Below are 25,210 nucleotides of genomic sequence, written 5' to 3' on the forward strand. Positions count from 1 at the left end.
GAATTAGTCCTTGCGCGCCGGCTCTTCGACTTTCTGTGCTTGCACGTCGATGGTGTGCGGCTGGTTCAGCGGAGCGCTCTGGCCCGGCGCGGGCTGCGCTTGGGTAGGCTGTGCCGGAGCTTGCTGCTCGGCCGGTTTTTCGTCGTCGTTCATGGCTTTGCGAAAGCCCTTGATGGCTTCGCCGACATCGCCGCCCAGGCCCTTGAGCTTCTTGGTACCGAAGACCAACACGACGACGATCAGAATGACGACCCAGTGTTTCCAGTCAAAAATACCCATGGAGCTGTTCCTCTAGATAGATACGTTAAGAAGGGTCGCGAGCGGCTTTTTCCGCATGCCCGGACAACCCGAAGCGCCGGTCCAGTTCGTCCAGCACGGCCTGTGGGTGCTGGCCGAGAGCGGCAAGCATGACCAGGCTGTGGAACCACAGGTCGGCGGTTTCGTAGATCAGGTCGCTGCAGTCACCGCTGACGGCTGCGTCCTTGGCGGCGAGGATGGTTTCCACCGATTCCTCACCCACCTTTTCCAGAATCTTGTTCAGGCCCTTGTGGTACAGGCTGGCTACGTAAGAGCTGTCGGGGGCGGCGCCTTTGCGCTCTTCGAGCACTTGGGCAACGCGGCTTAAGGTGTCACTCATGGGCGTGTCCTGCGGCATAAATGGCGTGCGGATCTTTCAGCACGGGGTCGACGGCTGTCCAGGCGCCATTTTCATACACGCGATAGAAGCAGCTCTCACGGCCCGTATGGCAGGCAATGCCACCTAGCTGTTCGACCATCAGGATAATCACGTCTTCGTCGCAGTCCAGGCGCATCTCATGCAGCTTTTGCACATGGCCGGACTCTTCGCCCTTACGCCAAAGTTTGCCACGCGAGCGCGACCAGTAGATGGCGCGCTGCTCGGCGGCGGTGAGGGCGAGGGCCTCGCGGTTCATCCAGGCCATCATCAGCACGCGCCCGGTTTTGTAGTCCTGGGCAATTGCCGGCACCAGGCCGTCGCTGTTCCAGTTGATCTCGTCTAGCCAATCGTTCATTGCAATTCCGTAATACGGGCGTGGCCCGGTCAATCAGGCGAGTTTGCCAGTTGAGGCCGCCACTGGCTATCGGCGCAGAATCAGGTAGAGACCGCTGGCACTCATCAAACCGGCCGGCCACAGGGCGGCGACGGTCACACTGGCCGCTGCCAGGGCCAGGGTGATACCGCCGCCCAGCAGCGCTGTACCGACCAGGCGCAGGGCCCAGTGATCGCGGTCGGGTTGCTGCTGCAGTGGCGGGTTGTGCAGGTGCGGCTGCGCCATGCGCTCGAGCAATTCGCGCGTCATGTGAGCCAGGTGCGGCACTTGCTCCACCTGCGATTGCAGATTCTGCAGCAGGTTTTTCGGGCTTACGCGCTCGCGCATCCAGCGTTCCAGAAATGGTTGAGCGGTGGTCCACAAGTCCAGGTCCGGGTACAGCTGCCGCCCCAGGCCTTCGATATTGAGCAGGGTTTTCTGCAGCAGCACGAGCTGCGGCTGAATTTCCATATTGAAGCGTCGCGCAGTCTGGAACAGGCGCATCAGCAGCAGGCCAAAGGAGATGTCTTTCAACGGCCGCTCGAAGATCGGCTCGCACACGGTACGAATCGCCGCCTCGAAATCATTCACTTTGGTTTCTGCCGGCACCCAGCCCGAGTCGATATGCAGCTGGGCAACCTTGCGGTAATCACGCTTGAAGAAGGCGATGAGGTTACGCGCCAGGTAGTCCTGATCTTCCGGGGTCAAGCTGCCGATAATGCCGCAGTCGATGGCAATGTACTGCGGGCTCCACGGCGTGCGGGTGCTGACGAAAATATTGCCGGGGTGCATGTCGGCATGGAAAAAGCTGTCGCGAAACACCTGGGTGAAGAAGATTTCCACGCCGCGTTCGGCGAGCATCTTCAGGTCGGTGCGCTGGTCGGCCAGGGTTTCCATATCGGTGACCTGCACGCCGTAGATGCGCTCCATCACCAGCACCTGCGGGCGGCACCAGTCCCAGTAAACCTGAGGCACATACAGCAGCGGCGAACCTTCGAAATTGCGCCGCAACTGGCTGGCGTTGGCGGCTTCGCGCAGCAGATCGAGTTCGTCGTAGATGGTTTTTTCGTAGTCGCTGACCACTTCCACCGGGTGCAGGCGACGCGCTTCGGTGGACACCCGCTCAGCCAGTTTGGCCAACAGGAACAGCCAGGCGATATCGGCGCGAATCACCGGTTTGAGGCCCGGGCGAATCACCTTCACCACCACTTCTTCGCCGCTGCGCAGTTGCGCGGCATGCACCTGCGCGACCGAGGCCGACGCCAATGGCTGGCTGTCGAAGCGGGCAAATACGTCACCGACCTTGGCGCCCAGTTGCGCTTCGATCAGCGCCAGGGAATGGGCCGAATCAAACGGCGGCACCTGGTCTTGCAAAAACGCCAGTTCATCGGCCATGTCCACCGGCAGCAAATCCCGGCGGGTGGAGAGCAGTTGGCCGAACTTGATGAAGATCGGTCCCAGGTCTTGCAGCGCCAGGCGTACGCGTTCGCCACGGCTGAGCGCCAGCTTGCGTCGGGGCAGCCAGCGCCACGGCAGAACGTAGCCGACGGCGCGCAGCCACCAGGGCAGCGGCAGGTCGAGAATCAGATCATCGAGGCGGTAGCGAATAACCACGCGCTGGATGCGCAACAATCGGCGGACGGCAAGCAGGCTCATGCGGGTTCGCTAGGTTTTGGGGTGAGTGTCAGGGCCAGACGTTCAACCCGCGCATCGAGACGATCGAGGGCCATCTTGAGGTCATCCAGTTCGGCAAAGCGCGCTTGCGCTTCGTTGTTGCCCACCAGCGAGCGCGACTCCTCGGCCAGGTAATCGGCGAGGTTGTGGCGCAGGCTGTCGAGGTTCTGGCTTGTCCAGCGCGCGCGGCTTTTCAGGTGGCTGCTGAGCAGCTGGCTGCCCACCGGGCCTAGCCAACGGGCCAGCTCGTATTCCCAGTCCAGCTCCAGGTCTTGCAGCACGCCGGCAAGGTCGAGCAGCACGGCGCTGTCACCGTCCAGCTCCACCTCGGGGCTGTGCAGCACGGCGGTTTTATCATTGCTGGTGGCCAGGCGGAGCAGGCTGCTGGCCGGTGCCCGCAGACGGCAAGCGATGTCACCTTCCCAGCGGGCGGCCAGGCGCAAGCCGGCCTCATCGGCGAGGATAAACAGCTGTAACGCCGGTGCGCTGCACTCCACCTCGATCACTTTGCCGGCCAGGTGCGCCAGGCGAGGCAGGGCGGTGGCGTCCAAGCGTAATACGCGGTTGATCCCGGTTTCGGCAGTGGCCAGCAGCGCCTGGGTAAACATCAGGGCTTGATACCGCGGTGCAGGGCGACGATGCCGCCCGTCATGTTGTGGTACGTGGCGCGTTCGAAACCGGCTTCGACCATCATGGCCTTGAGGGTTTCCTGATCCGGGTGCATGCGGATCGATTCGGCCAGGTAGCGGTAGCTTTCCGAGTCATTGGTGATCAGCTTGCCCATCAGCGGCAGCAGGCTGAACGAGTAGGCGTCGTAAGCCTTGGACAGCAGATTGCTGGTGGGTTTGGAGAATTCCAGGATCAGCAGACGGCCACCGGGCTTGAGTACCCGCAGCATGGAGCGGATCGCTTGATCTTTATGGGTGACGTTGCGCAGGCCGAAGGCGATGGTCACGCAGTCGAAGTGGTTGTCCGGGAACGGCAGCTTCTCGGCATCGGCCTGCACGAACTGCACGTTGTTGGCCACGCCGCTGTCGAGCAGCTTGTCGCGCCCCACCTTGAGCATCGAGGCGTTGATGTCGGCCAGCACCACTTCGCCGGTAGGGCCTACCAAGCGCGAGAACTGGCGAGTGAGGTCGCCCGTGCCGCCGGCGATGTCCAGCACGCGGTTGCCAGTGCGTACGCCCGACAGCTCGATGGTAAACCGCTTCCACAGGCGGTGCACGCCGGCGGACATCAGGTCGTTCATCAGGTCGTATTTGGCAGCTACGGAATGGAAAACCTCGGCGACTTTGTCGGCCTTCTGGCTTTCCGGCACGCTCTGGTAGCCGAAGTGGGTAGTCGGTTCGGCATCACTGCCTTTGCGCGGATCGTTCATATGCGGTCACCGGAAGAAAGTGCCGGCCATTCTAATCGCCGTCGTGGGCTTTGTCTTGGCAAGGCGTGCGGCTGGGGACGTGGCAATGCTGCCCTTGGTCCTGTGCTCGCGTTATAGTCGCGCGACTTATGGTCGCAGGAGTTGCCAGGTTATGGCCCGCATTACCGTCGAACGTTCCCACACCCTTGGTCTGGATGGTGCTCGTGCCAAGGCCGAGGCGCTTGCTGAACGCCTGGCTGGCGAATATGCCGTGCGTTATCAATGGAAGGGCGATGTGCTGGAGTTCAAGCGCAGTGGTGCTGACGGCACTATTAAAGTCGGCGAAGACAGCGTACGCGTGGAGTTGAGTCTGGGGCTGCTGCTGTCCGCCATGAGCGGCACGATCAAGCGCGAGATTGAAAAAGGGTTGGATGAATCCTTGAGTTAACTCAGGTCAGGCGAGAGCGGCTTTGGCCGCAAGCGTTTTCAAGCAACAGCATCGCGGCTCAAGTCGCTCCCACGAAAACGCTGCGTCCATACCTAGTATGTGAATTCTAATTTTCCCGGCTAGTTTTGCTGCATGCCTGTAGACACAGGTGTTTCTTCCTTCCTTTCTTGTGGGGTGCACCATGGCCAAAGTTGCAGCTAAAAAAGTCGTCGCTAAAAAAGTTGAAAACACCGTTGAAAGTACCGCTACCGTGCTGACTGATGTAAAACATTACAGCCGTCAAATCTGGCTGGCCGGTTTGGGCGCTTACGCCAAGGCAGGCAAAGAAGGTCTGGGTTATGTAAAAGGCCTGGTCAGCGCTGGCGAAGGTATCGAACGAGAAGGAAAAAAACTGGTCACAACGCAAGTCGAAGCAGCGAATAGCCAGATCGACTCGGTTAAACAAACTGTCAGCAGCAATGTCTCCAGCGTCAAAAGCAAAGTTGAAGTGCAGTTCGACAAAATCGAAAAACTTTTCGATCGTCGAGTCGCCAGCGCGCTAAATCGTTTTGGTATTCCATCGCGCCAGGATGTTGATGCGCTCTCTGCTAAGCTGGACGTGCTGAATGCGTTGGTTGCACGTGTCGCTAAGACTCAATAAGGAGAGCGGGATGGTTGCTAAAAAGAAAGTCGAAAAACAAAGCAGTTCGTGGATTGGCGAAGTTGAAAAATACTCGCGCCAAATCTGGCTGGCTGGGTTGGGCGCCTATTCGAAAATCAGCAAGGACGGCACCAAGCTGTTCGACACGCTGGTAACCGATGGCGAGAAAGCTGAAAAACTGGCCAAGACCGAAGTCGAAAAACAAGTTGGCGCAGTTAAATCGTCAGCTAAAACATCTGCACGGTCGGCCAAAGATAAAGTCGACGAAGTAAAAGGTCTGGCGCTCGGCAAGTGGGGCGAGCTCGAAGAGGCCTTTGATAAACGTCTGAACAGTGCCATTTCGCGCCTGGGTGTTCCAAGCCGTAATGAAGTGAAGTCGCTGAACAGCAAAGTTGATACCTTGACCAAACAGCTGGAAAAACTGACTGGCATTTCTTCCAAGACAGTAGCCGCCAAGCCAGTTGCCGCAAAACCAGCTCCCAAAGCCGCTGCCAAACCTGCCGCGAAAGCAGCAGCAAAACCAGCTGCCAAACCAGCCGCGAAAGCCGCTGCCAAACCAGCTGCTAAACCTGCGGCTAAAGCGGCCGTTAAAGCTGCAGCCAAGCCAGTTGCCAAAGCGGCAGCGGCAGCCAAGCCAGCAGCAAAAGCTGCAGCCAAGTCGGTGGCAAAACCGTTGGCCAAAGCGGCGGCTAAACCAGCAGCCAAACCGGCCGCCAAAGCGGCTGCAAAACCAGCGGCCAAGCCGGCTGCAAAACCTGCCGTTAAAGCCGCCGCTAAACCGGCTGCCAAACCAGCGGTGAAAGCAGCAGCCAAGCCTGCGGCAAAACCTGCTGCCAAACTGGCCGCCAAGCCAGCAGCCAAACCCGCTGCCGCTAAACCGGCTGCCAAGCCTGCGGTGAAACCTGCCGCTAAACCCGCACCCAAGCCGGCCGCTGCCAAGCCTGCTGCACCGAAGCCTGCGGCCCCTGCCGCGGCCAAACCGGCTGCACCAGCTGCTGCGCCGACACCAGCACCCACTGCTGCGACCACAACCACGCCGGTTGCTTCGCCAGTTCCGCCGGTGACCCCAAGCACGTCTTCTTGAGTGCGTGTGCGGTAACTAAAAACCCGGCCAGATGGCCGGGTTTTTTATGCACCGTCATCCCAGCGAAGGCTGGAACCCAGTGTTTTGGATAGGACGGGGAACTGGGATCAACCCGATATTCTGGACCCCAGCCTGCGCTGGGATGACGGATGGTTTGCTCGAGATTTCCATTCAGCCTTCACCAGCGGGGTGGGCAGATCAAAAGCAGGAAAGCCAAACCGCGTTACGCTTGGAGATACCGTTGGGCCAACAACTCAGCCGCGCCGCGCGAGTCTTCCTGCATATGCGGGCTCACCAGCATCATCACCTGAAACACCACGAGCCGAATCTCGCCGACGTTGCCCAGAATGCGTTGGTAGTCGAGGGAGAACAGCAGGGTCAGGGTGATCTGCTCCACGAGCAAACCCAGCGCCTGGGTGCTGCTCACAACATGCCCCTGGGCTTTCAACCCGGCCAGCAGCGCCGCCAGGGTGCGTTTGAGCGCGTTAAGCCACAGGCGAATGCCCCGGGCCAGTTTAGGCAGACGACCGGCCAGGTTGGACAGGTCCTGGAATAGAAAGCGGTAGTGGGCCAGGCGTTCGACGATCAGGTGCAGAAACAGCCAGTAGTCTTCGACGTTCAAGCGCGCATCGGCGGGTGGGTCGAGCAGCGGGGCCATGTCGATTTCGAAGCGTTCGAACAGCTCCATCACCAACGGCTCTTTGCCGTGGAAGTGGTAGTAGAGATTGCCGGGGCTGATTTCCAGCTCGTTGGCGATTTCCAGGGTGGAGACGTTGGGTTCGCCCTGCTGATTGAACAACTGCAGGGCGCATTCAAGAATGCGGTCGCGGGTTTTCATCCATTCTTCTTATTGGTTTGACGGTCCGTTGGCCGACGTTCGTTCGCCGATGACGTAGGGCGAATACCGCGTAGCGGTATCCGCCGTTCCGTTATAGCGGGTTGCGGCGACGGTGGGTATCTGTCGTTAAACCTCGTGAACGTACGTCCCCGGCGCTGCCTGCATCGGTGGGTAGTTCTGGTTGCCGATGGCGAGCAGGGTTTCGCGTTGTTCGCCGGAGCGTGCCTGAATCCATTCCATCCACACCGGCCACCAACTGCCGGTGTGCTGCTGGGCATCGTAGTACCAGGCGCGTGGGTCGGAGGTGAGTTTGGCGTTCTCGAAGAAGTTGGCTTTCGGGTTGCCCGGCGGGTTGAGGATGCTCTGGATATGCCCGCTGTTGGACAGCACAAAACGCCGATCCCCGCCCAGCAGCAAGGTGGAGCGATACACCACGTCCCAGGGCGTGATGTGGTCGTTAATGCCGGCCACGCTGAAGCTGTCGACGTTGACCTTCTGCAAGTCGATGGGCGTGCCGCAGACTTCCAACGCGCCGGGGCGGGTAAGCGGGTTGTGTTTGAAGAAGTCCAGCAGGTCGCCGTGGAAAGCGGCTGGCAGGCGGGTGTTGTCGTTGTTCCAGTAGAGGATGTCGAACGCGGGCGGTTGTTTGCCCAGCAGGTAGTTGTTCACCCAGTAATTCCAGATCAGGTCGTTGGGGCGCATCCAGGCGAATACCCGGGCCATGTCGCGGCCGTCCAGCACTCCGTTCTGGTAGGAGCGACGCTTGGCTGCCTCCAGGGTTTTCTCGTCGGCAAACAACATGGCCGGGCTTTCGATCTGGCTGTCCAGCAGGCTGACCAGGTAGCTGGCGGAAGTGACTTTGCGCAGCTGCCGTTTGGCTTGCAGGTGGCCTTGCAGGGCGGCGATGGTCAGGCCGCCGGCGCAGGCGCCAATCAGGTTGACCTCTTTGCAGCCGGTGATGGCGCGGGCGACATCCGTTGCTGCTTCCAGTGCCTGTACGTAGCTCGACAGGCCCCATTCACGGTGACGGGCGTCGGGGTTGCGCCAGCTGACCATAAATACTTGCAGGCCGTTTTTCAGGCAGTACTGAACGAAGCTCTTCTCCGGGCTCAGGTCGAAGATATAAAACTTGTTGATTTGCGGCGGCACGATCACCAGGGGCTTGGCGTACTGCTTTTCGCTCATCGGCTTGTACTGGATCAGTTCCAGCATCTCATTGCGAAACACCACCGAGCCGGGTGTGGTGGCCAGGTTGCGGCCGACTTCGAAGGCCGTCTTGTTTACTTGGCGGGGCATGCCGCTGTTGTGCAGCAGGTCGTCGTAGAGGTGGCGCATGCCTTTGAAGATGCTGGTGCCGCCGCTATTGAGCAGTTCCTTGATCGCCAGCGGATTGAGCAGGCTGTTGGACGGCGCCAGCGCGTCGCCAAGCAAGGTGGCGATAAAACGCGCACGGGTGCGGTCATCGGCGGGCAGGTCGCTTTCTTCGATCCAGCGGTTGAGTTGCTGCTGCCAAGCCAGATACGCCTGCAGGCTGCGACGGTAGAACGGGTTGAGTTGCCAGGTAGGGTCGGCAAAGCGGGCGTCGTTGGGGTTGGTCTTGTGCAATGTGTCGCCGATCAACACGCGGCCCAATTGGCCGCCCAGCGCAAGGGCGTGCTTGGCGCTGTATACAGGGCGTCGCAAGCCCTGCATGGCCAGGGTGCGTACGGTGCTCAGCACATCGCGCCCGCGCAAACCCATCACCGCGTTTTGCGCATTCATTTTATTGGCCGGTGGTGTCACCGGGGTGGGCACAGATTTGTCTCGCATGGGGCAACACTCCGTCGTCAAACCAGCAAGGGACTCAACGTCAAATTGGTACAGAGCAAGGCTTGTACCAAGGCGCGCCGGAGGTGCATTCCAGACAACCGCGCAAAAAACAGAAGGTGGTGCGCCCGGCGCCCTAATGGGTCAGGCGCGTACTGACCGAACTGAATCAGTGCGCGCTGCCGGGGTGTTGTTAGATCAGTGATCGCGAGCCGGCGAAGGTGTCGGCTGTGGGTGCATCACCGCACGTTGGCGTTCCTCTTGTAAGAATTTCATGATGATTGGCGCGACCGCTTCGGCCCGCGTGATCAGGAAAAGGTGACCGTCGTCGATCACGTGCAATTCCGAATTGGGAATTCTCCAGGCTAGCAGACGCATGTTGATCAGGGGGATCAATGGGTCATCGTCGCCGGCCAGTACCAGGGTCGGCTGGGTGATCTTGTGCAGCCAGTGCACGCTCGTCCAGCCAAGGCCCGCGAACAGCTGCCAGTAATAACCCAGCTTGCCGGAAGAACGAACTTTGCTCGCATGGGCCATCGCCAGGTTGGGGTCGCGACGGAAGGCACCGCCGTAGATATCCGGGGCAATCTGCACGCCGTACGAGGGCTGCACATAGCGCCGCGGACTGGCCATGCGCCAGAGCACTTTCGGTTTGCCCGGTACCATCACGGCGCCGGCGGAAGTGGCGGCGAGCACTAGCTTCTTGCAGCGTTCGGGATAGTCATGGGCGAACTGTTGGGCCAGGGCACCGCCCCAGGACACGCCAATGGCATTGACCTGGCCGTAGTCGAGGTAATCGAGCATGCGCGCGGCCAGTTTGGCCAGGCCGGGAAAACGGTAGGGTTGGTTGGGCGTAGATGAGCCGCCCACGCCGGGCACGTCGAAGGCGATCACTTCGAGGTCGGGATCCAGCGCGGCCACGAACGGAAAGACCAGCTCCAGGTTGGCACCAATGCCGTTGAATATCAGCAACGGCGTCAGGTGCGGCTTGCCGGGACGGACCGCCGTGCGAATGGTTTGCCCATCAAGATCGATGGTGCGAAAAACAAATGGTAACGGCATGCGCTAGCCCTATGGGTGACCCTATGACGCTCTGGCGGCGCCGTCCCGCGCGCCTTTCCAGAATAACGAAGCGTGCTCCCTGCGGGCTTCTTGACAACTGCCGGCGCCTTGTGGGCGCTGGCAGCGGGCGGCACATCCGGGTGCCGCGGGCAGTGTATGCAGTAAATCCTGGCGTTCGAGTTTCGTGAACTATCGACGGGTTGGATTGCAGTTAACGGTTCGGCCGCTAGCGTTCGTGAACATAAGTCCCCGGCGATGCCTCACCCGGTGTATAGCTTTTATTGCCCAGGGTAGCCGGTGCTTTTTTCAGTTTGCCGGAACGATCCGCCAGCCACTTTTGCCAGTGCAGCCACCACGAGTCGGTGTGCTTGGTGGCGTCTTCCTGCCAGGATTTGGGGCAGTCCGGCAGCTCGCCCTCGCTGGTGGAGAAACGCGCTTTGGGGTTGCCCGGTGGGTTGAGAATGCTCTGGATATGTCCGCTGTTTGACAGCACGAACTCGATCTTGCCGCCGAACAGGCGGGCCGATCGGTAGCAGGCTTCCCACGGGGTGATGTGGTCGTTGGTGCCAGCCAGGCTGAAGATATCGGCGGTGACTTTTTTCAGATCGATCGGCGTGCCGCAGACTTCCAGCGCATCGGCGCGGGTGAGCGGGTTGGTTTTGAACAGCTCGATCAGATCGCCATGGAACGCAGCCGGCAAACGCGTGGTGTCGTTGTTCCAGTAGAGGATGTCGAACACCGGCGGCTCGTTGCCGAGCAGGTAGTTATTCACCCAGTAGTTCCAGATCAGGTCGTTGGGCCGCATCCAGGCAAATACCTTGGCCATGTCGCTGCCCTCCAGCACACCGGCCTGATAGGAACGGCGCTTGGCGGCTTCGAGAGTCTGCTCGTTGACGAACAGGGCCACCTGGGTATCGAGCTTGGTGTCGAGCACGCTTACCAGCAGGGTCAGGGCATTGACCTTCTTCTCGCCGATGGCCTGGTAGTGGCCGAGCAGGGCCGCGGTGGTAATGCCGCCGGAGCAGGCGCCGAGCATGTTCACGTCTTTGCTGCCGGTGATGGCCAGGATCACGTCGATGGCTTCTTTCAGCGCCTCGATATAGGTCGACAGGCCCCACTCGCGCTGCGCCTTGGTCGGGTTGCGCCAGCTGACGATAAAGGTCTGGATGCCGTTGCGCAGGCAGAAGCGCGCCAGGCTTTTTTCCTGCGACAGGTCGAACACGTAGAACTTGTTGATCTGCGGCGGCACCACCAGCAGCGGGCGTTCGTGTACTTGCTCGGTGGTCGGCTTGTACTGGATGAGCTCCAGCAGGTTGTTGCGAAACACCACCGAGCCTTCGCTCAAGGCCAGGTTTTTGCCGACCTCGAAGGCGTCCATGTTCACTTGGCTGGGCATGCCGCCGTTGTTCACCAAGTCTTTGGCCAGGTGGCCGAGACCATCGAGCAGGCTCTTGCCGCCGGTTTCGAAGAAGCGTTTGAGCGCTGCCGGGTTGGCCATGCTGTTGCTCGGCGCCATGGCTTCGGTGAGCAGGTTGATCACGAAGTGACCGCGGCTGATATCCGTCTCCGACAGGTTGCTGTGCTCGACCCAGCTGTGCAGTTCTTTGCGCCAGGCCAGGTAGCTTTGCAGGTAGCGCTTGTACAGAGGGTTCTGGCTCCAGGCCGGGTCGGCGAAACGTTTGTCGCCCACTTCGGATTCCAGGTCGGAACTGCCGAGGATGACGTTCTTCAATTCGATGCCCAGGTGGGCAAGGTGCTTGGCGCTGTGCAGGGGTTGCTTGTAGGCCTGCGCCAGAATCATGCGGGCAGAAGCGAGAATGTCTTTGCCCCGCAGGCCAATAACAGGATTGAGCCCTAGGGTGTTGTCCGAGGCCTGGCGTTGCAGGTCTTCATTATTTTTGTTGCTCATCAACGACGCTCCATTGTCCTGAGGCTGATACCGGCATGCTGCTGTGCGCGGACACAGGGCGTTAGCGCCTAGTACTGCTCGGGTTACCGGGGGCGGAGCTAGCTCCGCTTCATTCATTGCATCTGACACAGTCAAATGCACGGAACCTGCCAGGTAATTGGTTACCCGAGTTTCAGCGTTTGCGCAAGCAGGCCAGTCACTTGGCCAAGCGCAGCGGGGAGTATGCCGAGGGAGTTTAGAAAGTTCGCCCTAACCTGCTCGAAGGGTCGAGCTAGAGCATCAGCTTGACCACGGACTCGGCCGGATCGCGGGACTTTCCGGCGCGTGCAAGCTCTTGAAGATAATCGGCCCAGAGTTCGTCCTGACGTTGCGCCAGTTGCTCCAGGTAGTCCCAGGTGAACAATCCGCTGTCATGCCCGTCGTCGAAGCACAACTTTAGTGCGTACTGCCCGGCCGGTTCGATCTTGCTCAAACCTACGCCCAGTTTGCCGAATTGCAGAATCGGTTTGCCGTGGCCCTGTACTTCGGCCGACGGCGAATGCACGCGCAAAAACTCCGCCGGCAATGTGTAGCTTTCATCGCCGTATTTCAGGGAGAGGGTTTTCGAGGCCTTGTGCAGCTCGATGGCCGAGGGGATACGCATGGTGGATGTGCTCTGAACGTAGCGGGCCGGGGCGATCTTTTATCGTAGGAGCCAGCTTGCTGGCGAACCCTGAAGACAAAGGGCTTCGCCAGCAAGCTGGCTCCTACGGGAGTCGCGGGGGTTAGAGAATATAGCGCGACAGGTCTTCGTCTTGCGCCAACTCGCCGAGGTGGCTGTTCACGTACTCGGCGTCGATGCTGATGGCCTCGCCATTCTGGCTGCCGGCGAGGTCCCCGGCACTGAACGACACTTCTTCCAGCAAACGTTCAAGCAGCGTGTGCAAGCGACGGGCACCGATGTTTTCGGTTTTTTCGTTTACCTGCCAGGCGATTTCGGCCAGACGCTTGATGCCGTCGGCGGCGAATTCGATGCTCAGTCCTTCGGTTTGCAGTAGCTCGCGGTACTGCTCGGTGAGCGAGGCGTGCGGCTCGGTGAGGATGCGCTCGAAGTCATTCGGGGTCAGGGCTTTGAGCTCCACGCGAATCGGCAGCCGGCCTTGCAGCTCGGGCACCAGGTCGCTGGGCTTGCTCAGGTGAAACGCGCCAGAGGCGATAAACAGGATGTGGTCGGTTTTGACCATGCCCAGCTTGGTATTCACCGTGCAGCCTTCAATCAGCGGCAGCAAATCGCGCTGTACGCCTTCGCGCGATACATCGGCGCCGCCCACGTTGCCGCGCTTGGCCACTTTGTCGATTTCGTCGATAAACACGATGCCGTGCTGCTCGACAGCTTCCAGAGCCTGGGCCTTCAATTCCTCTTCGTTGACCAGGCGCGCAGCCTCTTCGTCGCGTACCAGTTTCAGTGCTTCTTTCACTTTCAGCTTGCGGGCTTTCTTCTTGCCCTTGCCCATGGTGGAGAACAGGTTCTGCAACTGATTGGTCATTTCCTCCATGCCGGGCGGGGCCATGATTTCCACGCCGCCGGGCAAGTCGGCTATTTCGATTTCAATTTCTTTGTCGTCCAGTTGGCCTTCGCGCAGGCGCTTGCGGAACAGCTGGCGAGTGTTGGAGTCGTTGCTCGGTGTCTGGTCTTCGTTGAAGCCCACGCGCGCCGGTGGCAGCAAGGCATCAAGGATGCGGTCTTCGGCGGCGTCTTCGGCACGGTGACGGACTTTGACCATCTCCTGCTCGCGCAGCATCTTGATCGCGGCATCGGCGAGGTCGCGGATGATCGATTCGACGTCACGGCCAACGTAACCGACCTCAGTGAACTTGGTGGCTTCCACTTTCAGAAATGGCGCGTTGGCCAGCTTGGCCAGACGGCGGGCGATTTCGGTTTTACCAACGCCAGTCGGGCCGATCATCAAAATGTTCTTCGGTGTGACCTCGGCACGCAGCTCGGCAGGCAGCTGCATGCGGCGCCAGCGGTTACGAAGGGCAATGGCAACGGCACGCTTGGCTTCGTCCTGGCCGATGATATGGCGGCTCAGTTCGTGAACAATTTCGCGGGGAGTCATGGGCATGGAAATGGTCGGGGCCTCAGACAGCGAGGTCCAGCTCCTCGATAGTCAGGTTGTGATTGGTAAATACGCAGATATCGCCGGCGATACCCAATGCGGTTTCGGCCACTTCGCGGGCGCTGAGTTCGCTGTGCATCAGCAGGGCGCGGGCGGCGGCCTGAGCGTACGGGCCGCCGGAGCCCATGGCGATCAGGCCGTCTTCGGGCTCAACCACATCGCCGTTACCGGTAATGATCAGGGAGGCGTCTTTGTTGGCGACCGCCAACATGGCTTCCAGACGGCTCAGGGAGCGGTCGGTGCGCCATTCTTTGGCCAGCTCTACGGCGGCACGCACCAGATGGCCCTGGTGTTTCTCAAGTTGCCCTTCGAAGCGTTCGAACAGGGTGAAGGCGTCGGCAGTAGCGCCGGCAAAACCGGCAATCACCTGGCCGTGGTACAGGCGACGAACTTTTTTCGCGTTGCCTTTCATCACGGTGTTGCCGAGGGAAACCTGGCCGTCGCCGCCCATGACGACTTTGCCGTGGCGACGAACTGAAACGATGGTGGTCAAGGAAGAGTCTCCACGCTGGGGGCGAAAGTGCCCTAGTGAAAACTCATATGGGGGGAGGTCACTGGCATTTCAACCGCGGATGACAAACGCACGGGAGTTGGCGGTTTGTCAGATTGTTTCGGTAGGGGCAGCAGGAAATTGCCGCAGGCAATCTCCGCTGCCGGGGCGAAGGCGTTATTGGCGCGTCCAGGCCATCTGCCAGTGCGAGCCGGTGCCAGGTTCGTACTGGGTGGCGCCGGTGCTCCATTGCACGCAATAACCACTGTAGGGGAAGGGTTTGCAGGTGTAGGTGTTGCCGTCGCGCGCCAGAACTTTGGTTCCGGCCTTGTAGCTCTTCAGACCGTTGGGGAACACAAAGTCATGGCCACCGGTAACAGGTGCTTCGATGGTGAAGCGGTGGGTCTTCTGCAGTGGTTCACCTTTCTCAGGTTGGCCATCACCACCAGGTCGTAGATACCGCCTGCGGGGTTGTCCAGGGTGAGCATCATGTGGGGCGATGTGGAGCCTTCGGCGCTTTGCTGGTGGGCCACACTTTCACCTTTGGCGTTGAACACCGTGGCGCTGACGGTATAAGGCCCGCCTTGGGTCAGGGCATTGAAGTGCAACTGGGTTTTGCCGCCCTGGACGTTGTAGGTGTCTTGCAACCCATCCAGAGACAGGCTGCCGATGTTGCCTGGCTGGGCCTGCACTTTCTGGATCTCCACGCGAACCACGTCACTGCCAGTCTCGGCGTAGACAGTGTTTTTGCCGTAGTTGGGTACCACTTCATTGCTGCTGTTGAGCTCGCCCATCAAGTAGCCAGCGTTGGCCTTCGCCACTTTTTGCGCCAGCAAAAATGGCCAGGTGTTTTCCTGTGCCTGCTCGGCGCTGTCGATGGTCAGCGTGGTTTGCCGGTTGGTTTGTTCGCCTTGTGCAGTGAACACGCGGGTCGTGATGGAATCGCCAACTTGCAGGGCTTCAGGCTGCACGACGCCGATGTTTTTCCAGGCGGCTACGGGAGCCGTGGCGCCAGGTGGGTTAGCTGCGCCACTGATGTTGACGTCAATCACTTGGTAGAACGTGGCGGCAGTGTCGGCAATTTTCCATGTGGCGAGTACCACGTGATAGCCGCTGCGGTCGGCGGGGATATTGACGGTGTGCGTACTGGTACCGCCGCTCGGGGGCCGCACGCCGTGTGCGTCCTGGTGCAGCAATGGAGTGAGCTCGAAGGCGTCGCGTGTCAGCGGCTGATTGGGGTTCCAGTCCTTTTTGGTGATGTAGAACTGGTGGTACGCCGTGGCGTGGCCGGCGGTATAGCGCCAGGTAAAGGTGTTGGGGCCAGGCTTTAGCAAGTTTTTGGCCCAGCGTGTGGCGGTCTGTTCATTGAGTTGGCCAAACGCGGCCATACCGCCAGCGGCGATGGTGGCGTCGGCTGGGCCGCACTGGGTGAAGTCACCAGCGCAATAGGCGCCATGGTAGTGATGGTTGACCGACGGGCCGTACTCGATGCTTTGTGGCTCGTAGGCGACGCTGCCGCACAGGCTGTTCTGGTTGCCGGCTACGGCGGTGCATAACACCGCGCGGGATTTGGGTTGTTCCACGTAGCCGTGGGCATTGGCGTGCTGGGCGCCAAGGCTGGCCAGGGTGATAACGGTGAGGAGGGGAAGTACGCGCGAGGGTTGGCGTAACGGAGCGTTCGGCATAGGAAGCGACCTTTTGGAAAAAGAGGGCGCTCGGGTTTAAGGCGTTAACTGTTGATTGTTTCAGTCGCCGCGGTTTTAGGCCCGAGCGGTCATCACTATGTCGCTCGGTACGCAGGCTTAATGTAGGAAGCCGCCCACGAAGCGGGCGGCTCGGTTGCTGCGTAGGGTGGCTTATCGCCCTTGACGCTGTTGCAGCAGCAGATTGCTGAAGCCGCTACCGGCCAGTTTTTTCTGCGCAGCCGTAAGTTGCTCACGGTTGCTGAAGGGGCCGACCAATACGCGGTACCAGGTTTCATCGCGGACCATGCCGGACTCCACCTGCACGTCCTGGCCGAGCAGAATGATCTGCGCGCGAACCTTGTCGGCGTCGTCCTGCTTTCTGAACGAGCCTGCTTGCAGGAAGTACTGGGTGACCGCTGCTTTCACCGCAGTAGGCAATGGCGGCGGCGTTTCACCTTTGAGCGCGGCTTCGGCGCGGGCTGCGTCGGCCTTGGCCAATTCGGCCGGGGAGGCCGGTGGCGGCGTTTGCTCAGGCACGGCTTCAGGCGGCACGATCACTTCCGATTCGGGTAGCAGCGTATAGAAGTCGTACTTGGGTTTGACCGGTGCATTGGGCGTCGGTGTGTTGCTGTTTGCCGGCGCCTTGGGGGCTACGGCGGTTTTGGTCGCTTTGTCGTCCGGCTTTTCGCGCTGGATTTCCTTGCGCCCAGGCTCAAGCTTCATCAGCAACACGATAAAGGCGCCGATAGCCAGGCCGCACGCCAGCCAGATCCAACCAGGGACCGGACGTTTTGGCGGGGCTTGGTAGCGGCTGGCGCCGCGCTTGGGTGCAGGTTTTTTCTTGGCCGCCAACTTACATACGCTCCAGGGTTTCCAGACCCAGCAGTTCCAGACCTTGCTTGAGGGTTCGCCCGGTCAGGGCGGCCAGGCGTAGGCGGCTTTGCTGGGTGGTCGGATCCTCGGCGGCGAGGATCGGGCAGTGTTCGTAGAAGCTGGAGAACAAACCAGCCAGTTCATACAGGTAGGTGCACAGGGTATGCGGGGTGCCTTTGTCGGCAACGTTGCCGAGCACTTCGCCGAACTGCGCCAGCTTGGCGGCCAGGTCTTGCTCTGGCGTGGCGTCGAGGCGGATCTGGCCTTCGACCTGATCGTAGCCCTTGCCCAGTTTGCGGAAGATGCTCACTACACGGGTGTAGGCATACAGCAGATACGGTGCGGTATTGCCTTCGAAGCTGAGCATCTGTTCGAAGTTGAAGCTGTAGTCGCTGGTGCGGTGTTTGCTTAGGTCGGCGTATTTCACCGAGCCAATGCCCACCACGCGCGCGATGGTGCGCAGCTCGTCTTCGCTGAGTTCGAGGTTCTTTTCCTTGACCAGGGCATAGGCGCGTTCTTGCGCTTCGTCCAACAGGTCGATCAGTTTTACCGTACCGCCGTCGCGGGTTTTGAATGGCTTGCCGTCGGCGCCGTTCATGGTGCCAAAGCCCATGTGTTCGAGCCGCATGCCGGGGTGTACGAAGCCTGCGCGGCGTGCCACTTCGAATACTTGCTGGAAGTGCAGGGCCTGACGCTGGTCGACGAAGTACAGCACGCGGTCGGCTTTCAAGACTTGGCTGCGGTAACGCATGGCGGCCAGGTCGGTGGTGGCATACAGATAGCCGCCCCCGGCTTTTTGCACGATCACCGGCAGCGGGTTGCCTTCGGCATTCTTGAATTCGTCGAGGAATACGCACTGTGCGCCGCTGCTTTCCACCAGCAGACCGGCGCTTTTCAGGTCAGCCACAACATTGGCCAGGTCGTCGTTATAGGCGCTTTCACCTTTGACGTCGGCCGGGGTCAGTTTGACGTTCAGGCGGTCGTACGCTTTCTGGCAGTGGGCCAGGGAGATGGCGTTGAAGCTGTGCCACAAGCGCAGACACTCAGGTTCGCCGGCTTGCAGTTGCACGACCAGTTCACGGGCGCGTTCGGCAAATTCCGGCGACTCATCGAAACGCTGTTTGGCGGCGCGGTAGAAGCCTTCGAGGTCGGACAGCTCGGTTTCGTTGGCGACCGGGTTTTCCTGCAGGTAGGCCAGCAGCATGCCGAACTGGGTGCCCCAGTCGCCAACGTGGTTTTGGCGGATGACGGTGTCGCCAAGGAATTCAAGTACGCGCGCAACGCCGTCGCCAATGATGGTGGAGCGCAGGTGGCCCACGTGCATTTCCTTGGCAAGGTTCGGCGAGGAGAGGTCGACCACCACGCGCTGCGCCGGACTGCTTTTGCGCACAGCCAGTTTTTCGTCGGCCAGGGCCAGCTCCAGACGCTGGGCCAGGGCCTGAGTGTCTTGGTAAAAATTGAGGAAGCCTGGGCCGGCGATTTCCACTTTGCTGATTTGCGCATCGGCAGGCAGGGCGGCAATCAGTTTTTCCGCCAGATCGCGTGGCTTCATGGCCGCAGGCTTGGCCAGCATCATGGCGATGTTGCTGGCGAAATCACCGTGGGTTTTATCCTTGGTGTTTTCGACCTGGATCACGGGCGTCAGGCCCTCAGGCAATACGCCGTCGCTGACGAGGCGGGTGAGGGCGTGCTGGATCAGCTGGCGGATGGTGTCTTTCATGGTCTGCTCGTACGGCCATCGCGGCGCCGGGGCGTCGGGAGGCGGGTGAAAAGGGGACCATTATCCGTGGCCATGGCGCTATTGCCAACCGCGCCGCCTAGAAGAGGTCGATCGGGTCGACATCCAGCGACCAGCGCACCGCGCGGCCGGCGGGCATTTTTTCCAGCGCCGTCAGCCAGTAACTGAGCAGCTTGTGCAGCGGCGCCCGGGCATTGGCCTGTACCAGCAGTTGCGCGCGGTAGCGGCCGGCTCGGCGTTCCATGGGAGCCGGCACTGGGCCCAGTAGTTCAATGCCGCTGAGGCGCAGTTCGCTCAGCAGGTGTTCAGCTTCGGTACAGGCTTGATCCAGGAAGCCTTCTGCCTGCCCCGGCTTATGCGCTTCGGCGCGCAGTAGCGCCAGATGGCAGAAGGGCGGAAGGCCGGCAGCGCGGCGTTCGCTCAACGCCTGCTCGGCAAACGCGAAATAGCCTTGCTCGGTGAGTTGCACCAGTAGCGGGTGGTCGGCCAGGTGTGTCTGGATGATCACTCTGCCCGGTTCTTCGGCACGCCCTGCGCGGCCAGCGACTTGCACGATCAATTGGGCCATGCGCTCGCTGGCGCGGAAGTCGGCGGAAAACAGGCCGCCGTCGGCATCCAGGATCGACACTAACGTAACGCGCGGAAAGTGGTGACCTTTAGCTAGCATCTGCGTGCCAATGAGGATGCACGGCTCACCCTTATTGATAGTCGTAAACAGATTCTGCATGGCGTCTTTGCGCGAGGTGCTCTCGCGGTCGACGCGGAGCACCGGCACATCCGGGAACAAAGTGGCCAAACGGTCTTCGGCGCGCTCGGTGCCGGCGCCGACCGGGCGCAGGTCTACCTGGGCGCATTTGGGGCAATTGCTCGGCTGGCGTTCGGCATGGCCGCAGTGGTGGCAGCGCAATTCCCGTGAGCGTTGGTGAACAGTCATGCGCGCATCGCAGCGCGGGCATTCGGACAGCCAGCCGCAGTCGTGGCACAGCAGCGTCGGCGCAAAACCGCGGCGGTTGAGGAACACCAAGACTTGCTGGCCGGCCGCCAACGTTTGACCGATGGCTTGCTGCATGGGGCCGGAGATGCCGCTGTCCAGTGGTCGACTCTTGATATCCAGGCGCAGAAAACGGGGCTGCTGAGCGCCACCGGCCCGTTGGGTCAGGCGCAGCAGGCCGTAACGGCCGGAATGGGCGTTTTGCAGGCTTTCCAGCGACGGCGTGGCCGAGCCGAGCACGATGGGGATGTTCTCCTGCCGCGCGCGCACCAGTGCCAGGTCACGGGCGTGGTAGCGCAGGCCTTCCTGCTGTTTATAGGACGCGTCGTGTTCTTCGTCGATGATGATCAGGCCGGGGTTTTTCATTGGCGTGAACAGGGCCGAGCGGGTGCCGATAATGATGTCGGCTTCGCCGTCGCGCGCGGCGAGCCAGGCGTCCAGGCGTTCGCGATCGTTGACCGCCGAGTGCAGCAGGGCGATGCGCGCGTTAAAGCGACGTTCGAAACGCGCCAGTGTCTGCGGGCCCAGGTTGATTTCGGGGATCAGCACCAGGGCTTGTTTTCCGGCCTCCAGGGTTTCGCGGATCAGTTGCAAATACACTTCGGTTTTGCCGCTGCCGGTCACGCCGGCCAATAAAAAGGCGTTGAAGGTATCCAGGCCACTGCGGATGGCTTCGGTCGCCGCGCGTTGTTCCTCGTTAAGCGGCAGTTCCGGCTGTGCCAGCCAATTGCCGTGCCGCTCGATTGCCGCATGGCGACGGGCTTCGATGGTGACCAGGCCTTTTTCGCGCAGCAGGTCGAGGCTGTCTTTATTCAATTGCAACTGGCTGAGCAGGCGGTGAGCAACACCGTGGGGGTGTTGCGCGATGGTCTTCAAGGCATCGCGCTGGCGCGGGGCGCGGGCCAGGCGTGGGTCGTCGAGGGAGGCGCCTTGAGCAACGTGCCAGTAGCGCTCCTGGCGCGCTTCAGCCGGCTCGCCCTGACGTAGCAGATTGGGCAGTGCCCAACTGAAGGTGTCGCCGAGGCTGTGCTGGTAATACTGGGCAGTCCACAGGCACAGCTTGAAGAAGGCGGGCGGCACGGGGGATTGCGTATCGAGCAGGGCGATGGCCGGCTTTAGCTTTTCCAGCGGCACGTCACTGGTTTCGCTGACTTCCACCAGAATGCCGATGATCTCGCGTTTGCCAAACGGCACGCGCAGGCGCATGCCCGGCTGCAAGGTACTGGCCGGCACGCCTTGGGGGGCCAGATAGTCGAACAGGCGGCGCAGCGGAGAGGGCAGGGCGAGGCGCAAAATGGCGGCGGGCACGCGGTATATGTCCTGGAAAACGAGGCGCGATCTTAGCATGCAAGCGCCTGACGATCGGTCTTGCGTGCTTGGCGTTCTCTGGTAAGATGCGCGGCCTAATTCCGTGCGGTACTCGACAATAGTGTTGGGTGGCGGCGCGATAGCCCTGAGGAATACACCATGAAAGCTGATATCCATCCAGTATACGAAGCCGTAACCGCTACCTGCAGCTGCGGTAACGTGATCCAGACTCGCTCCACCCTGGCCAAGCCTCTGAGCCTGGACGTTTGCAACGAGTGCCACCCGTTCTACACCGGCAAGCAGAAAGTGCTGGACGTTGGCGGCCGTGTTGATCGCTTCAAGCAGCGTTTCGGTGTGTTCGGCTCCAAGGCCTAATTGGCTTTGTTGCTTCGGGAGGCCTGATGGGCTTTTCGGTGCTGATGAAAAAGGCGTCCCTTGTGGGCGCCTTTTTCGTTTCTGCGATTTGCTTCGGGCCGGCGTGGGCATTGTGCCCAGCGCCGGTCGGGCTGCCTGTGGTGGCTGTAAAACAGGTGGTGGATGGGGATACCTTGCGTCTGGCTGACGGTCGCAGCGTGCGCCTTATCGGTATCAATACGCCGGAAGTGGCGCACAAGGGGCGGCCGGCTCAGCCATTCGCTGAGCAAGCCAAGCGCCGTTTACAGGCATTGGTTGCCGCCAGCTCGGGGCGCGTAGCCGTGCAGGTGGGCCAGCAAGCGAAGGATCATTACGGCCGAACGCTGGCGCATGTCTATGATGATCAAGGGCACAACCTTGAAGCCCGGTTGCTGGCAGAAGGGCTGGGTTTTCAGGTGGCTATCGCGCCGAATGTGGCGCTGTTGGAATGCCAGCAGGCGGCCGAACGCACTGCTCGAGCGGCCAGAGAGGGTGTGTGGCGAGATGCGCCGATACTGACGGCGGCGAAACTCAACGACAGTGGCTTTGCATTGGTTCAGGGACGGGTCATTAAGGTGGAACAGAATCGCGGCGGGCTCTGGTTGCAATTGGACGGGCCGCTGGTGCTGCAGGTGGCGAACAAGGCGTTGCCGGCATTTGACCCCAAAGCGCTGCGCGCCTTGCGTGGGCGCTCTGTCGAAGCGCGTGGCTGGGTAATTGACCGCGCGCGAAGCGGCAAGCCGCAGGCCGGGCAAGCGCGCTGGATGCTGCCACTGACCCACCCGGCCATGCTGGAGGTGCGTCCATGATGCGGCGTCTGTTGGGCGCGTTGATCGCGCTGATGCTCCTGCAAGGCTGCGCGCAGAACCCGGCCACCGGCGAGCGCAATTTCGTGATGATGAGCGAAAGCCAGGAGCTGGAGCTGGGGCGTAAATACAGCCAGGAAATTGCCAAGGAGTACCCGCGCTATCCCGATGAAAAGCTGCAGGCCTATGTGCAGCAAGTGGGTGAACGGGTGGCCAGCCACAGTCATCGCACCAACCTGACCTACCACTTCACCGTTATCGATAGCCCGGATATCAACGCCTTCGCGCTGCCGGGCGGCTACATCTATATCCACCGTGGCTTGCTGGCCTATCTGAGTTCCGAGGCCGAGCTTGCTGCCGTGCTTGGTCATGAAGTGGGGCATGTCACCGCCCGCCATAGCGTGCAGCAGCAAAGCCAGTCGCAGGCCTGGGGCATCCTGGGTCAGGCGGTGGCCATTGGCACGGGTGTCGGTGCGGCGGGGGATATCACCGGTGCGCTCGGCTCGGCCTTTGTGCGAGGCTACGGGCGTGACATGGAGTTGCAGGCCGACGGCCTGGGCGCCCAGTACCTGGCGCGCGCCGGCTATGACCCGCAGGCCATGATCCAGGTAGTCGAGGTGCTGAAAAACCAGGACGACTTTGCTCGCGATGAAGCGAAAAAGGCCGGCAAACCCGAACCCACCTCCAGCTACCACGGTGTATTCGATACCCATCCCGGCAATGACCGACGTCTGCAAGAGGTGGTGGGGCCCGCGCGTGCCTTGGCGACCGGCCAGCAAGAGGTGAACCGCGACGTATTTATGCAGCACCTCAACGGGCTGCCCTATGGCGATTCCGAGTCCACGGGCATTCGCCGCGGCCAACAGTTCTACCATGCCGAACTGGATTTCACTTTTAGCGCCCCGCCGGGCTGGGAGCTGCTCAATCGCCCGAATGCAGTGATCGCCCATACGGCTGATCAGAATGCTTTTGTCGCCCTGGTATTGGAGAAAGTGAAAGCCGGGCAGACCCCGCAGCAATTTGTCCGCTCCAGGGTCTCGGGCAAGCTGGCCGATGAGCGTGAGCTTTCGCAAGCCGGGTTGCAGGGCTATACGGCGGTCATTCCCGGGCGGCCCGCCAAGCGCGTGGCGGTAATCTACAAAGACAACTCGTCTTATGTGTTTATCGCCAGCGTGAAGGCGCCGGCGTCGCTGGAAACCGAAGACGAAAATTTCCTTAAAGTGATCAATAGTTTTCGACCTCTGAGGGCGGAGGAGCGTAAGCTAGCGCAACCTCTCCGGCTGCAACTGGTGCGTGCCACAAGCGCGCAAACCATGACCAAGCTAGCCCAGGGCAGTACGCTGCCCGGTGACGCCGAGTCCCGTCTGCGCCTACTCAATCATCTATATCCAAGTGGCGAGCCCCGTCCCGGGGATTGGCTTAAAGTCGTACGTTAGAGCCCTTGACAGACCTGACTGACCAGTCTTGTTCGCGTTGGGCATCTTGCGTATCCTCGCTGCCTGTCTGTTTAACAGCATAAAAAAGCGGAAATGCCACCATGTCTGATTTGAAAACTGCCGCTCTGGACTATCACGCCAATCCTCGTCCGGGGAAGCTGAGCGTCGAGCTGACCAAGCCTACTTCCACCGCCCGTGATCTGTCCCTGGCCTATAGCCCGGGCGTGGCCGAGCCGGTGCGTGAAATCGCCCGTGACCCTGAGCTGGCGTACAAATACACTGGCAAAGGCAACCTGGTTGCAGTGATTTCCGACGGTACCGCCATTCTCGGTCTGGGTGATCTGGGTCCACTGGCATCCAAGCCGGTAATGGAAGGCAAAGGCGTACTGTTCAAGCGTTTCGCTGGTATCGATGTGTTCGACATCGAAGTCGACTCCGAAAGCCCGCAAGCCTTTATCGACACCGTAAAACGCATCTCCATCACCTTCGGTGGCATCAACCTGGAAGACATCAAGGCGCCTGAGTGCTTTGAGATCGAGCGCGCGCTGATCGAGCAGTGCGACATTCCGGTGTTCCACGATGACCAGCACGGCACCGCCATCGTGACCGCCGCCGGCATGCTCAACGCGCTTGAAATCGTTGGCAAAAACCTCGCGGACGCCAAGATCGTCTGCCTGGGCGCTGGCGCTGCTGCCATTTCCTGCATGAAGTTGCTGGTAAGCATGGGCGCGAAGATCGAGAACATCTTCATGATCGACCGCAGCGGCGTGATTCATTCCGGTCGCACCGATTTGAACCAATACAAAGCCGTATTCGCCCACGAAACCGACAAGCGCACGCTGTCGGACGCGCTGGACGGTGCTGACGTGTTTGTCGGTCTGTCGGGTGCCAACCTGTTGAGCCCGGAAAACCTGCTGCGTATGGCGCCGAACCCGATCGTGTTCGCCTGCTCCAACCCGGACCCGGAAATCTCCCCGGAACTGGCGCATGCCACCCGCAGCGACGTGATCATGGCCACCGGCCGTTCGGACTACCCCAACCAGGTCAACAACGTGCTTGGCTTCCCCTTCATTTTCCGCGGTGCGCTGGATGTTCGCGCTACCCGTATTAATGAGGAAATGAAGATTGCCGCTGCTGTGGCCCTGCGTGAGCTGGCCAAACTGCCGGTGCCCAAGGAAGTATGTGATGCCTATGGTGGCGCGCCGCTGTCGTTCGGTCGCGAGTACATCATTCCGAAACCGATGGATGTACGTCTGATCACCGTGGTGGCTGATGCCGTTGCCAAGGCGGCGATTGAAAGCGGTGTGGCAACGCTGCCGTATCCGAAGCACTATCCGCTGACCTCCGTTGAAGATGTGTTCAACGGCTAAGTCCAGTAGATAAAAAAGCCCCGCAGATGCGGGGCTTTTTATTGGCTTCGATTTGGGTGCGTAGGGCGGATATCGCCGCTGGCGATATTCGCCT

General features: G+C 60.7%; 25 protein-coding genes. 7 read left to right on the plus strand and 18 right to left on the minus strand.

Annotation, left to right across the window (positions count from 1 at the left end):
• Positions 1 to 3: 3 nt before the first annotated feature.
• The 6 genes from PKE98_RS22915 to ubiE form a co-directional block, all read right to left on the minus strand.
• A complete protein-coding gene (locus PKE98_RS22915) occupies positions 4 to 279 on the minus strand; it encodes a twin-arginine translocase TatA/TatE family subunit (RefSeq protein ID WP_271197738.1) in 276 nt (91 codons plus the stop codon).
• A 25-nt stretch (positions 280 to 304) separates the two neighbouring features.
• Positions 305 to 637, minus strand: a complete 333-nt coding sequence (locus PKE98_RS22920; RefSeq protein ID WP_108096276.1) for a phosphoribosyl-ATP diphosphatase — start codon at positions 635 to 637, stop codon at positions 305 to 307.
• The gene (gene hisI, locus PKE98_RS22925; protein ID WP_271197739.1) at positions 630 to 1,031 is read right to left on the minus strand and encodes a phosphoribosyl-AMP cyclohydrolase; all 402 of its coding nucleotides are present in this window, start codon (positions 1,029 to 1,031) and stop codon (positions 630 to 632) included. The genes PKE98_RS22920 and hisI overlap by 8 nt, the downstream gene beginning before the upstream one ends.
• A 66-nt stretch (positions 1,032 to 1,097) precedes the next feature.
• Positions 1,098 to 2,705 (minus strand): ubiquinone biosynthesis regulatory protein kinase UbiB, encoded by a 1,608-nt coding sequence (ubiB, locus tag PKE98_RS22930; protein ID WP_271197740.1) that lies wholly within the window; start codon positions 2,703 to 2,705, stop codon positions 1,098 to 1,100.
• Entirely contained in the window at positions 2,702 to 3,331 is a 630-nt protein-coding gene (locus PKE98_RS22935; RefSeq protein ID WP_271197741.1) for a ubiquinone biosynthesis accessory factor UbiJ, read from the minus strand. Before PKE98_RS22935 ends, ubiB begins: the two co-directional genes overlap by 4 nt.
• A complete protein-coding gene (gene ubiE / locus PKE98_RS22940) occupies positions 3,331 to 4,101 on the minus strand; it encodes a bifunctional demethylmenaquinone methyltransferase/2-methoxy-6-polyprenyl-1,4-benzoquinol methylase UbiE (protein WP_271197742.1) in 771 nt (256 codons plus the stop codon). Before ubiE ends, PKE98_RS22935 begins: the two co-directional genes overlap by 1 nt.
• 151 nt (positions 4,102 to 4,252) lie before the next feature.
• Here ubiE and PKE98_RS22945 point away from each other — a divergent pair, with 151 nt between their 5' ends.
• From PKE98_RS22945 to PKE98_RS22955, 3 genes are all read left to right on the plus strand, one after another.
• The gene (locus PKE98_RS22945) at positions 4,253 to 4,528 is read left to right on the plus strand and encodes a polyhydroxyalkanoic acid system family protein (RefSeq protein WP_271197743.1); all 276 of its coding nucleotides are present in this window, start codon (positions 4,253 to 4,255) and stop codon (positions 4,526 to 4,528) included.
• A gap of 181 nt (positions 4,529 to 4,709) precedes the next feature.
• Positions 4,710 to 5,168 carry a phasin family protein gene (locus PKE98_RS22950; RefSeq protein WP_271197744.1) on the plus strand — a complete coding sequence of 153 codons (459 nt, stop codon included), beginning with the start codon at positions 4,710 to 4,712 and terminating at the stop codon, positions 5,166 to 5,168.
• Between the two features lie 10 nt (positions 5,169 to 5,178).
• Positions 5,179 to 6,252: a phasin family protein gene (locus PKE98_RS22955; RefSeq protein ID WP_271197787.1), complete on the plus strand. Its 1,074-nt coding sequence runs from the start codon at positions 5,179 to 5,181 to the stop codon at positions 6,250 to 6,252.
• 223 nt (positions 6,253 to 6,475) lie between these two features.
• On the opposite strand, the gene PKE98_RS22960 is transcribed toward PKE98_RS22955, so the two are convergent.
• The 12 genes from PKE98_RS22960 to PKE98_RS23015 form a co-directional block, all read right to left on the minus strand.
• Positions 6,476 to 7,090 carry a TetR/AcrR family transcriptional regulator gene (locus PKE98_RS22960; protein ID WP_271197745.1) on the minus strand — a complete coding sequence of 205 codons (615 nt, stop codon included), beginning with the start codon at positions 7,088 to 7,090 and terminating at the stop codon, positions 6,476 to 6,478.
• A gap of 126 nt (positions 7,091 to 7,216) precedes the next feature.
• A complete protein-coding gene (gene phaC / locus PKE98_RS22965) occupies positions 7,217 to 8,899 on the minus strand; it encodes a class II poly(R)-hydroxyalkanoic acid synthase (protein ID WP_271197746.1) in 1,683 nt (560 codons plus the stop codon).
• 195 nt (positions 8,900 to 9,094) lie between these two features.
• Entirely contained in the window at positions 9,095 to 9,958 is an 864-nt protein-coding gene (gene phaZ / locus PKE98_RS22970; RefSeq protein ID WP_271197747.1) for a poly(3-hydroxyalkanoate) depolymerase, read from the minus strand.
• A 226-nt stretch (positions 9,959 to 10,184) separates the two neighbouring features.
• Positions 10,185 to 11,867 (minus strand): class II poly(R)-hydroxyalkanoic acid synthase, encoded by a 1,683-nt coding sequence (gene phaC, locus PKE98_RS22975; RefSeq protein WP_271197748.1) that lies wholly within the window; start codon positions 11,865 to 11,867, stop codon positions 10,185 to 10,187.
• A 271-nt stretch (positions 11,868 to 12,138) separates the two neighbouring features.
• Positions 12,139 to 12,510, minus strand: a complete 372-nt coding sequence (locus PKE98_RS22980) for a gamma-butyrobetaine hydroxylase family protein (RefSeq protein ID WP_271197749.1) — start codon at positions 12,508 to 12,510, stop codon at positions 12,139 to 12,141.
• Positions 12,511 to 12,631: 121 nt separating this feature from the next.
• Positions 12,632 to 13,972: an ATP-dependent protease ATPase subunit HslU gene (gene hslU, locus PKE98_RS22985; protein ID WP_271197750.1), complete on the minus strand. Its 1,341-nt coding sequence runs from the start codon at positions 13,970 to 13,972 to the stop codon at positions 12,632 to 12,634.
• A gap of 16 nt (positions 13,973 to 13,988) precedes the next feature.
• Positions 13,989 to 14,519 carry an ATP-dependent protease subunit HslV gene (gene hslV, locus PKE98_RS22990; protein WP_122494527.1) on the minus strand — a complete coding sequence of 177 codons (531 nt, stop codon included), beginning with the start codon at positions 14,517 to 14,519 and terminating at the stop codon, positions 13,989 to 13,991.
• A 174-nt stretch (positions 14,520 to 14,693) separates the two neighbouring features.
• Positions 14,694 to 14,873, minus strand: coding sequence for a hypothetical protein (locus PKE98_RS22995; protein WP_271197752.1), 180 nt, complete (start codon positions 14,871 to 14,873; stop codon positions 14,694 to 14,696).
• Entirely contained in the window at positions 14,855 to 16,201 is a 1,347-nt protein-coding gene (locus tag PKE98_RS23000) for a lytic polysaccharide monooxygenase (RefSeq protein WP_271197753.1), read from the minus strand. Before PKE98_RS23000 ends, PKE98_RS22995 begins: the two co-directional genes overlap by 19 nt.
• A 171-nt stretch (positions 16,202 to 16,372) precedes the next feature.
• On the minus strand, positions 16,373 to 17,053 hold the full coding sequence (locus PKE98_RS23005) for an SPOR domain-containing protein (protein ID WP_271197754.1): 681 nt from the start codon (positions 17,051 to 17,053) through the stop codon (positions 16,373 to 16,375).
• A 1-nt stretch (position 17,054) separates the two neighbouring features.
• Positions 17,055 to 18,794 (minus strand): arginine--tRNA ligase, encoded by a 1,740-nt coding sequence (gene argS / locus PKE98_RS23010; protein ID WP_271197755.1) that lies wholly within the window; start codon positions 18,792 to 18,794, stop codon positions 17,055 to 17,057.
• Between the two features lie 97 nt (positions 18,795 to 18,891).
• Complete coding sequence (locus PKE98_RS23015; RefSeq protein WP_271197756.1) at positions 18,892 to 21,111, minus strand: primosomal protein N'; 2,220 nt, start codon at positions 21,109 to 21,111, stop codon at positions 18,892 to 18,894.
• A gap of 159 nt (positions 21,112 to 21,270) precedes the next feature.
• Between PKE98_RS23015 and rpmE the strand changes: the two genes are divergently transcribed.
• The 4 genes from rpmE (at position 21,271) to PKE98_RS23035 (ending at position 25,116) form a co-directional block, all read left to right on the plus strand.
• Complete coding sequence (gene rpmE, locus PKE98_RS23020) at positions 21,271 to 21,486, plus strand: 50S ribosomal protein L31 (protein WP_108096257.1); 216 nt, start codon at positions 21,271 to 21,273, stop codon at positions 21,484 to 21,486.
• A 26-nt stretch (positions 21,487 to 21,512) separates the two neighbouring features.
• Positions 21,513 to 22,313, plus strand: a complete 801-nt coding sequence (locus PKE98_RS23025; RefSeq protein WP_271197757.1) for a thermonuclease family protein — start codon at positions 21,513 to 21,515, stop codon at positions 22,311 to 22,313.
• Positions 22,310 to 23,746 carry a M48 family metalloprotease gene (locus PKE98_RS23030; protein WP_373877905.1) on the plus strand — a complete coding sequence of 479 codons (1,437 nt, stop codon included), beginning with the start codon at positions 22,310 to 22,312 and terminating at the stop codon, positions 23,744 to 23,746. The genes PKE98_RS23025 and PKE98_RS23030 overlap by 4 nt, the downstream gene beginning before the upstream one ends.
• Positions 23,747 to 23,847: 101 nt before the next feature.
• Positions 23,848 to 25,116 carry a malic enzyme-like NAD(P)-binding protein gene (locus PKE98_RS23035; protein WP_271197758.1) on the plus strand — a complete coding sequence of 423 codons (1,269 nt, stop codon included), beginning with the start codon at positions 23,848 to 23,850 and terminating at the stop codon, positions 25,114 to 25,116.
• Positions 25,117 to 25,210 lie beyond the last annotated feature (94 nt).

Origin of the sequence: Pseudomonas turukhanskensis, assembly GCF_027922365.1 — a bacterium.
GTDB lineage: Bacteria > Pseudomonadota > Gammaproteobacteria > Pseudomonadales > Pseudomonadaceae > Aquipseudomonas > Aquipseudomonas turukhanskensis.

What these genes read in the sequence shown, in the direction of transcription:
- phaC (WP_271197748.1), bottom strand. Translation starts at nt 11,867, where the DNA reads ATGAGCAACAAAAATAATGAAGACCTGCAACGCCAGGCCTCGGACAAC.
- hisI (WP_271197739.1), bottom strand. Translation starts at nt 1,031, where the DNA reads ATGAACGATTGGCTAGACGAGATCAACTGGAACAGCGACGGCCTGGTG.
- PKE98_RS22920 (WP_108096276.1), bottom strand. Translation starts at nt 637, where the DNA reads ATGAGTGACACCTTAAGCCGCGTTGCCCAAGTGCTCGAAGAGCGCAAA.
- PKE98_RS23030 (WP_373877905.1), top strand. Translation starts at nt 22,310, where the DNA reads ATGATGCGGCGTCTGTTGGGCGCGTTGATCGCGCTGATGCTCCTGCAA.
- PKE98_RS22945 (WP_271197743.1), top strand. Translation starts at nt 4,253, where the DNA reads ATGGCCCGCATTACCGTCGAACGTTCCCACACCCTTGGTCTGGATGGT.
- PKE98_RS22915 (WP_271197738.1), bottom strand. Translation starts at nt 279, where the DNA reads ATGGGTATTTTTGACTGGAAACACTGGGTCGTCATTCTGATCGTCGTC.
- PKE98_RS23035 (WP_271197758.1), top strand. Translation starts at nt 23,848, where the DNA reads ATGTCTGATTTGAAAACTGCCGCTCTGGACTATCACGCCAATCCTCGT.
- PKE98_RS22980 (WP_271197749.1), bottom strand. Translation starts at nt 12,510, where the DNA reads ATGCGTATCCCCTCGGCCATCGAGCTGCACAAGGCCTCGAAAACCCTC.
- argS (WP_271197755.1), bottom strand. Translation starts at nt 18,794, where the DNA reads ATGAAAGACACCATCCGCCAGCTGATCCAGCACGCCCTCACCCGCCTC.
- PKE98_RS22950 (WP_271197744.1), top strand. Translation starts at nt 4,710, where the DNA reads ATGGCCAAAGTTGCAGCTAAAAAAGTCGTCGCTAAAAAAGTTGAAAAC.
- PKE98_RS22955 (WP_271197787.1), top strand. Translation starts at nt 5,179, where the DNA reads ATGGTTGCTAAAAAGAAAGTCGAAAAACAAAGCAGTTCGTGGATTGGC.
- phaC (WP_271197746.1), bottom strand. Translation starts at nt 8,899, where the DNA reads ATGCGAGACAAATCTGTGCCCACCCCGGTGACACCACCGGCCAATAAA.
- phaZ (WP_271197747.1), bottom strand. Translation starts at nt 9,958, where the DNA reads ATGCCGTTACCATTTGTTTTTCGCACCATCGATCTTGATGGGCAAACC.
- ubiE (WP_271197742.1), bottom strand. Translation starts at nt 4,101, where the DNA reads ATGAACGATCCGCGCAAAGGCAGTGATGCCGAACCGACTACCCACTTC.
- rpmE (WP_108096257.1), top strand. Translation starts at nt 21,271, where the DNA reads ATGAAAGCTGATATCCATCCAGTATACGAAGCCGTAACCGCTACCTGC.
- PKE98_RS23025 (WP_271197757.1), top strand. Translation starts at nt 21,513, where the DNA reads ATGGGCTTTTCGGTGCTGATGAAAAAGGCGTCCCTTGTGGGCGCCTTT.
- hslU (WP_271197750.1), bottom strand. Translation starts at nt 13,972, where the DNA reads ATGCCCATGACTCCCCGCGAAATTGTTCACGAACTGAGCCGCCATATC.
- ubiB (WP_271197740.1), bottom strand. Translation starts at nt 2,705, where the DNA reads ATGAGCCTGCTTGCCGTCCGCCGATTGTTGCGCATCCAGCGCGTGGTT.
- PKE98_RS22935 (WP_271197741.1), bottom strand. Translation starts at nt 3,331, where the DNA reads ATGTTTACCCAGGCGCTGCTGGCCACTGCCGAAACCGGGATCAACCGC.
- PKE98_RS22960 (WP_271197745.1), bottom strand. Translation starts at nt 7,090, where the DNA reads ATGAAAACCCGCGACCGCATTCTTGAATGCGCCCTGCAGTTGTTCAAT.
- PKE98_RS23000 (WP_271197753.1), bottom strand. Translation starts at nt 16,201, where the DNA reads ATGCCGAACGCTCCGTTACGCCAACCCTCGCGCGTACTTCCCCTCCTC.